This window comes from Neoroseomonas rubea, assembly GCF_016106015.1.
In the GTDB taxonomy this organism is placed as follows: domain Bacteria; phylum Pseudomonadota; class Alphaproteobacteria; order Acetobacterales; family Acetobacteraceae; genus Neoroseomonas; species Neoroseomonas rubea.
Genome location: NZ_JACADQ010000488.1, coordinates 1 through 2,173 on the forward strand (window position 1 = coordinate 1; position 2,173 = coordinate 2,173).

The 2,173-nt window shown below is 70.5% G+C and carries 1 protein-coding gene and 1 pseudogene; both read left to right on the forward strand.

Features of this window, described 5'->3' with window-relative positions; translation table 11 throughout:
* A pseudogene (locus HW577_RS24000) lies at positions 1 to 325 on the forward strand (F0F1 ATP synthase subunit B); the annotation flags it as partial.
* Positions 326 to 436: 111 nt separating this feature from the next.
* Positions 437 to 2,017: an ABC transporter substrate-binding protein gene (locus tag HW577_RS24005; protein ID WP_198378619.1), complete on the forward strand. Its 1,581-nt coding sequence runs from the start codon at positions 437 to 439 to the stop codon at positions 2,015 to 2,017.
* Positions 2,018 to 2,173: the final 156 nt, after the last annotated feature.

The window sequence follows — 2,173 nt, forward strand, 5'->3', positions numbered from 1 at the left end:
GATGCTCGCCGCCGCCGAGGCCGAGCGCACCGCCGCGGCCGCCGAGGCCGAGCAGCTGCTGGCCAGCGCGCGCGCCGAGGCCGAGCGCGTGGCGACCGCCGCTGCCGCCGAAGCCGAGGCCGCCGCCAGGCGCCGCGAGCGCATGGCACTCGACCGCATCGCCTCGGCCGAAGCCTCCGCGGTGGCCGAGGTGCGCAACGCCGCCGCCGACATCGCGGGTGCTGCCGCCCGCGCCGTCATCGCCGAGACCTTCGACGCCACCGCGGACGCCGCGCTGGTGGATCGCAGCGTGGCCGACCTGCCCAAGGCGCTGCGCGCGGCCTGACCCCGCGCCGCGGCACGAACCATGGGGGCGCCGTCCGTCGGGATGGCGCCCCTTTTCTTTTCCGACTCTCGGGATAAGGATCTAGGGACACCACGTTTCCGGGAGCGATTCATGCCGCGCCATATTCTTCTCGCCGCCGCGCTGCTGGCCGGCACGGCGCTCGGCGCCGAGGCCAATACCTTCCGCTGGGCCAATGACGGCGACGTCAATTCGATGGACCCCTATGCGCGGAACGAAACCTTCCTGCTGTCATTCAATGCCAACATCTACGAGCCGTTGGTACGGCGGAACCGGCAGCTGCAGGTGGAGCCCGCGCTCGCGGCGCGCTGGGAACAGGTCTCCCCCACCGTCTGGCGCTTCCATCTGCGGGACGGCGTGAAGTTCAGCGACGGCACGCCGCTGACCGCGGACGACGTGCTGTTCTCCTATGAACGCGCGCGCGGTCCGGGGTCCAACATCACCGCGGTCTTCGCCTCGGTGAAGGAAGTGCGCGTCGTCTCCCCCGCGGTCGTCGAGTTCGAGACGCATCGCCCGAACCCGATCTTCCTCGAGGAAATCACCGGCTGGGGCATCATGTCCCGCGCCTGGGCGGAGCGGAACAACGCGCAGCGCACCGCCGACCTGACGCAGCGGGCGGAGAACTTCGCCACCCGCAACGCGATGGGCACCGGGCCCTTCGTGCTGGTCTCCCGCGAGCCGGACCGCCGCACCGTGCTGGCGCCGAACCCGAACTGGTGGGACCGCCCGGAGCACAACCTGACTCGCGTCGAGTTCAACGTCATCGCGAATGATGCGACGCGCGTGGCCGCGCTGATCAGCAACGAGGTGGACATGGTCTATACCGTGCCGCCGCAGGACACGGACCGCCTGTCGCGCACGCAGGGCATCCGCATCCACCAGCAGGCGGAACTGCGCACCATCTACCTCGGCATGGACCAGAGCCGGGACGAGCTGCTCAAGTCCGACGTGCGCGGGCGCAACCCCTTCCGCGACGTGCGCGTGCGCCGCGCCATGCAGCTGGCCATCGACAACGACGCCATCGTGCGCACCGTCATGCGCGGCCAGGCGCGCGCCACGGGGCTGATGGTCGGGCCCGGGGTGAACGGGCACACGGAGGCGCTCGACACCGCCGTGCGGCCGCGCCCCAACGTCGACCAGGCGCGCCGGCTGCTCGCCGAAGCGGGGTATCCGAACGGCTTCAGCGTGGGCATGGACTGCCCGAACGACCGCTACGTGAACGACGAGGCGATCTGCACCGCCACCGTCGCCATGCTCGCGCGCATCGGCATCCGCGTGCAGCTCAACGCGCAGACCCGCGCGCGCTACTTCGCCGAGATCCTCGCGCCGCGATACAACACATCCTTCTTCATGCTCGGCTGGACGCCCACGACCTACGACGCGCACAACGCGCTGTTCAACCTGATGGGCACGCGGGACGGCACGCGCGGCGTGTTCAACTCGGGTGGCTATTCCAACCCGCGCTTCGACACTCTGGTCGACCAGATCGCGGTCGAGACCGACCGGACGCGCCGCCAGGCGCTGATGGACGAGGCGATGCGCCTGCACGCCGAGGAAGTCGGCCACATCCCTCTGCACCAGCAGGTGGTGATCTGGGCGGCGCGGCAGAACATCACGCTGCAGCAGCTGGCGGACAATTTCTTCCCGCTGCGCTTCGTTCGCGTCGGGCAGTAGGACGAGGGGGCGCCGCCCCCTCGACCCCCGCCGAGGGCCGAAAGGCCCTCGGAACCCAATACAGACAAAGAAGGGAGGGGGTTCGGGGGAGGTTCCCCTCCCCCGACCTTTACTCGGCCCGCGCGCCCGAAGCGCGAACCGCTTCCCGCCACGGCC

What these genes read in the sequence shown, in the direction of transcription:
- HW577_RS24005 (WP_198378619.1), top strand. Translation starts at nt 437, where the DNA reads ATGCCGCGCCATATTCTTCTCGCCGCCGCGCTGCTGGCCGGCACGGCG.